The organism is Actinomycetota bacterium, assembly GCA_040755895.1.
GTDB lineage: Bacteria > Actinomycetota > Aquicultoria > Subteraquimicrobiales > Subteraquimicrobiaceae > Subteraquimicrobium.
The window spans coordinates 1-5,165 of sequence record JBFMAG010000030.1; the positions used below are offsets into that span (position 1 = coordinate 1).

Consider the following 5,165-nt stretch of genomic DNA (forward strand, 5'->3'; position numbering starts at 1 on the left):
GCCAAAGTAAATAATGTACAGTTATATTAAAATTATACTATAGGCAGGAGATGCTGAATGTATTGTGGAAGTTTAAGGAAAGAAATTTTAGGGAGGCTTTATAAAAATGGGAGGCAAAAAAAGTAGGGAAGATAAGGATGTGGGAGGAACGAATGAAGAGATAATTCCCGATTATGATCAGACCATAAAGATTTTTGATGAGGGAGATATAGTTTCGGGCAAGGTTGTCAAGGTCGACAGGGATGAGATTTTAGTGGATATAGGATATAAATCTGAAGGCGTTATCCCCATTCGTGAGCTCTCCATAAGACCCGATGTTGGTCCCGAGGATATTCAGGTCGGTGAGGAGATTGAAGCTTTGGTACTCCAAAAGGAGGATAGTGAAGGGAGACTGATTCTTTCGAAGAAGAGAGCCGACTGCGAGAAGGCCTGGGAGAAAATTGAAAGGACCTATGAAGAGGGTGGAAGTGTTAAGGGAGAGGTCATCGAGGTTGTTAAGGGTGGATTGATTTTGGATATCGGCTTAAGAGGTTTCCTTCCCGCCTCACTGGTTGAGCTAAAGAGGGTCAAGGATTTGAGTCAGTACGTGGGGCGTGAGCTTGAGTGCAAAATCGTTGAGATGAATAGGAACAGGAATAATGTGGTCTTGTCGAGGAAAGCGGTTCTTGAGGAGGAGCGAAAGTGGGAGCGGCAAAAGATTTTATCCAAACTGGAGAAGGGTCAGATCCTTACTGGTAAAATTTCCAGTATCGTCAATTTTGGAGCCTTTGTTGATTTGGGAGGAGTCGACGGACTCATACATATCTCTGAACTTTCCTGGTCTCATATAGATCATCCCTCTGAGGTAGTTTCGGTAGGAGACGAGGTAAAAGTTCAGGTTTTGGACATCGACCTCGATCGCGAGCGTATCTCATTGGGACTCAAACAGACCACTGAGGATCCGTGGAAAATCAAGGTCGGCAGGTATTCCGTGGGTGACGTCATTGAGGGAGTAATCAGCAGGATAGTCCCCTTTGGAGCGTTCTTACAGATGGATGAGGGAGTTGAGGGATTAATCCACATATCCGAATTGGCGGAGGAGCGCATTGAGCTTCCCGACCAGGCTGTTAAGGCGGGCGATAAAATAAAGGCTAAAATCATCGACATAGATTTGGAGAGAAGGCGAATCAGTTTAAGCCTCAAACAATTTGAAGAAGGCAAGGAGAAGGTGCCTGAAAAGACCGAGGAGGTAGAGGAAACTGAGGAAGCTGCCAAAGAAAGTAAGGAAGACCATGCTCATCAGGTGGAGAAAAACGAGAAACGAAAAACAAAGGAATTTGATGAAGGAGAGGCTCCCGAACCATCGCTAGAGGTAGTTATTGAGGAGATGAAGGAATCCCGCTCATTGAAGAAGCAATTTAGCGATCCACCCAGCAAATAACACCAATTCTACATTGTTCCAACATTCTTAAGAATTTTAGAATATTGATTATATGGTGCAGTGGTAGTTTTTAAATCTTTAGAGCATATGGGATTATGTGGTCATTGTTCTGGTTGTTCCTTTAAAGCCAGAACTTTTTTACAAGTAACCTCAATCCTCCAATATTTTTAAGAATTTATAGAATATTAAATTTTCGCTTGTTGGAATTGGAATTCATGAAATCGAAATTCCTCTCAATCCTCATTTATTGGTCTCCAGTTCTTGGTTGGATGGGATTGATTTTCTATCTTTCATCTCGACCAATTGTTTTTCCCCTGCATCCTTTACTTTCTAACACCTTTCATCTTGTGGAGTATGCTATTTTGACTTTCTTGTTGGTGATAGCATTCAAAAATACGACGAATCTTCAATCGACGCTTCTTTGCGCGTGGGCTATGAGCATCTCCATCGCCTACGGTATCCTCGATGAGATACACCAGATTTTCGTGCCCACTCGTACTTTCAGCCTTTGGGATGTGGCAATGGATTCTTTAGCCGCTCTAATTGTTGCTTTCCTGGCCAGAGAGTTCTTACGGCGGGAGATACCAAAAATGCGGTGGTGTAGTAAAATTGATGTAAATCCTCTCAATTTGGTGATGAGGGGAAGAAAAAGTATGAAGGTCATCGGTGTCACAGGAGGAATTGCCACTGGAAAGAGCACGGTAGCCAAGTTATTAGCTAGCAGGGGAGCGAAGGTCATCGACGCGGATCAAATTTCCCGAGAAGTGATGATGCCTAAATCCGAGGTTTGGGAGAAGATCATTGCACATTTTGGCAGGGGAATACTCCTAAGTGACGGGAGCATCGATCGAAGGAATCTTGGAAAAATCGTTTTCTCTGATCCACAAGAACTCGAAGTCTTAAACCGCATAACTCATCCCACCATCATCAAAGTTATCGAGGATAAATTGGAGGAACTCAAACGTGCTCGAGAGGATCAGGTCATAGTCCTCGACTGTCCCCTTCTCATAGAGGCTCAACTTCTTCCCTGGGTGGATGAAGTGGTGGTGGTGACCACCAAGGAGGAAACGCAGATCAAACGCCTCAAGGAAAAAGGTCTCTCGGCGGAAGAGGCTCGTGCGAGGATGCGAGCTCAAATCTCTCAGGAAGAGCGGATTAAGTTCGCGGATCACATTGTGGAGAACGATGGAACCCTTGATGAGCTTCGCGAGAAGGTTGATAAGCTTTGGGAGAATATCAAGGTTGACCAAAAATCGTAGCGCGGTCTGCCTGCCGGTAGGCAGGGGGCTTGTCCTCCGAATGTCTGCTTTGGGCGGGGATAAACCCCGCCCCTACAATTAATGGATTAGTGGCCGAACTTGACCATGTCCCAATAAATTTGCAGCAAATTCTCTCAGGTTGTTTTAAAATAATAGATGTAGTCAAGCTGCATAGAAGAGATATCTGTGAGAATTCTCCCAGCTGTGGCTGAGACGCGCTCTGGAAAGGATGACGATTTTTGGCTGATTCTATTCCCAAATATTGTCCTCAATGCGGTCACAATCTAGCTTTGGAGACTAAACCACCGGTTAAAGATCATTGCCCTGTGTGTGGTTTTAGATTTAAGAAGAAGTGGTATCAAAAAACCTGGGTGAAGGTTTTACTTCCTCTCTTTATGATAGCCATGCTTCTTATGTGTGGTGTTTTGGTGACTCTCATCAAACTTGCCCCGATTGAGGAAATAGAGAGGGTAAGGAGAGCTGCTAAAAATGAGCGAAGCAAGATTCCTACCATAGAGATTAAACCCTTTTCTGAGAAGGGTTTAAAGTACGGTCCCTCCTACAAGACACATGGATTAAAGATTACCATAAACAGCATAAGGAGGGCTACGAAAAACAGTGGTCTTATAATGTCCGAGTATCCCACATGGCTCATAGTTAATTTAACCATTAAGAATATCTCAGATGAGCCTATAGAGGACCCATCAATGTACCTCCCAATGAGAATAATCGACAGTGAGGGTAATGAATTTATAGGTAATGGGGATTTACTATCTAGTGAGCGGAGAGTTGAGATGGGGGAACCCTTAATCTTTGAAGAAATCGATAAGCTCAATCCTGGTGTAAAGGACAGGCTCCCTCCAGGAGAAGAATTAACTGGAAATATTTGGTTTTCTCTTCCTGAGGAATCGAAGGGACTCAAACTCATATACGACCCTGGTCCGTTTGGGAAAAAGCTTAAGTGGAGCCTTAAATAGTTTGCCATAACCAGAAGGGTGAAAAGGTGATGGGAAGGTTTAAAATACAAGCGCCATACGAGCCCAAGGGGGATCAACCGAAGGCGATAAAGCAACTCATCGAGGGTTGCAAGAAAGGCTATTGCTATCAGACGTTGCTTGGGGTGACGGGATCGGGCAAAACCTTCAGTATGGCAAAGGTAATCGAGGGGATACAAAAACCAACTCTGGTTATTTCTCCAAATAAGACTTTGGCCGCTCAGCTCTGCAGCGAGTTTAGGGAATTCTTCCCCGAAAATGCCGTGGAATATTTCGTCAGCTATTATGACTATTATCAACCTGAAGCTTATCTTCCCCAAACCGATACATACATCGAGAAGGATGCCTCCATCAATGAGGAAATCGACAAACTAAGACACTCAGCTACCTCCGCTCTATTTTCTCGAAGAGATGTTGTCATCGTGGCCAGCGTTTCCTGCATTTATAACCTCGGCTCCCCAGAGGATTATCTGGCAAAGGTGATCTTCCTGGAAAGTGGCAAAGAATATGACAGAGATGAGATCCTTAGAAGATTGGTTGAGGTGAAGTACCAACGAAACGACATCGATTTCTCGCGAGGTAGGTTCAGGGTGAGGGGGGATGTCATTGAAATCTTCCCCGCCTATGAGGAGAAGGCTTTAAGGATCGAGATGTTTGGCGATGAATTGGAAAGGATCATAGAGGTGGACCCCTTGACTGGAGAGATAACCAATGAATATGAGAAGGTAGCGATCTATCCAGCCACTCACTTTGTGACCATCGATGATAAGCTGGAACGAGCTCTTGTGTCCATCGAAAAGGAACTCAAATGGAGATTGAGACAACTCGAAGCCCAGGGAAAGCTCCTGGAGGCCCAGCGCTTGAGGATGCGCACCAAATACGATCTGGAGATGCTCAGAGAAGTCGGTTATTGCACTGGAATCGAGAACTATTCAAGACATTTTTCGGGCAAAGCCCCCGGCGAACCACCCGATACCTTGCTCGATTACTTCCCGGATGATTTTTTGGTATTCATCGACGAGTCTCACATCACCGTACCTCAAATTCACGGGATGTACGAGGGCGACCGTTCCAGAAAAGAAGCCTTGGTCGAATACGGTTTCAGACTCCCATCGGCCTTCGATAACCGTCCTTTAATCTTCGATGAATTCATCGCCAGGGTTCCACAGGTCATATTCGTCAGTGCCACTCCTGGTGACTACGAGCTCTCGGTGAGCAGCCAGGTCGTGGAGCAGATCATCCGTCCCACGGGGCTCGTCGATCCCGAAGTGGTCGTCCGACCAGCTGAGGAGCAAATCGACGATCTAATGAATGAGATAAAGAAAAGGGTTACAAGGAACGAGAGGGTGCTGGTGACCACATTGACCAAGAAGATGGCCGAGGATTTAACGGATTATCTCATAGAGATGGGATTCCGCGTCAGATATCTCCATTCGGATATCGAAACTTTGGAGAGGGTGGGGATCTTAACCGACTTAAGATTGGGTAAGT

At 45.2% G+C, this 5,165-nt stretch carries 4 protein-coding genes; all 4 read left to right on the forward strand.

Features of this window, described 5'->3' with window-relative positions; translation table 11 throughout:
- Nucleotides 1-106 precede the first annotated feature (106 nt).
- Entirely contained in the window at nucleotides 107-1,420 is a 1,314-nt protein-coding gene (gene rpsA, locus AB1466_01415) for a 30S ribosomal protein S1 (GenBank protein MEW6188761.1), read from the forward strand.
- 269 nt (nucleotides 1,421-1,689) lie between these two features.
- A complete protein-coding gene (gene coaE / locus AB1466_01420) occupies nucleotides 1,690-2,679 on the forward strand; it encodes a dephospho-CoA kinase (GenBank protein MEW6188762.1) in 990 nt (329 codons plus the stop codon).
- Nucleotides 2,680-3,050: 371 nt separating this feature from the next.
- Nucleotides 3,051-3,656 (forward strand): DUF4352 domain-containing protein, encoded by a 606-nt coding sequence (locus AB1466_01425; GenBank protein MEW6188763.1) that lies wholly within the window; start codon nucleotides 3,051-3,053, stop codon nucleotides 3,654-3,656.
- Nucleotides 3,657-3,685: 29 nt separating this feature from the next.
- Nucleotides 3,686-5,165 (forward strand): excinuclease ABC subunit UvrB (uvrB, locus tag AB1466_01430; GenBank protein MEW6188764.1); only part of this gene is annotated, 1,480 nt, incomplete at its 3' end.